The organism is Micromonospora sp. BS32 (assembly GCF_059089345.1).
This window is the reverse complement of the sequence record NZ_JBSSHR010000082.1, coordinates 1-496: the sequence shown is the minus strand read 5'-3', so window position 1 is coordinate 496 and position 496 is coordinate 1. Positions and strand designations below refer to the sequence as shown.

The window sequence follows — 496 nt, the reverse complement described above, 5'->3', positions numbered from 1 at the left end:
AGTTGCGCACCGACGTCTTGAAGACGGTCACGAGGTCCTCCCGCGACCGTCGAAGGACTTCATCCGCTCCAGCACCGAGTCGGCCGTCGGGTTGGCCATCTCGTCCACGATCCGACCGTCGGCGAGGTACAGCACGCGGTCGGCGTAGGAGGCGGCGACCGGGTCGTGGGTGACCATCACGATGGTCTGGCCGAGTTCGTCGACCGAGCGGCGCAGGAAGCCCAGCACCTCGGCGCCGGCCCGGGAGTCCAGGTTGCCGGTCGGCTCGTCGCCGAAGATGATCTCCGGCCGCGCGGCCAGCGCCCGGGCCACCGCGACGCGCTGCTGCTGGCCGCCGGACAGCTGGGTGGGACGGTGCTTGAGCCGCCCGGCCAGGCCGACGGTCTCCACCACCCGGTCCATCCACTCGCGGTCGACCTTGCGGCCGGCGATGTCCATCGGCAGCGTGATGTTCTCCGCCGCGTCCAGTGTCGGCAGCAGGTTGAACGACTGGAAG

General features: G+C 70.6%; 1 protein-coding gene. It reads right to left on the bottom strand.

From position 1 onward, the window contains the following. Positions 1 to 27: 27 nt before the first annotated feature. Positions 28 to 496, bottom strand: a 469-nt coding sequence (locus tag AC5RWQ_RS30355; RefSeq protein WP_494286024.1) for an ABC transporter ATP-binding protein, incomplete at its 5' end; no start/stop codon positions are given.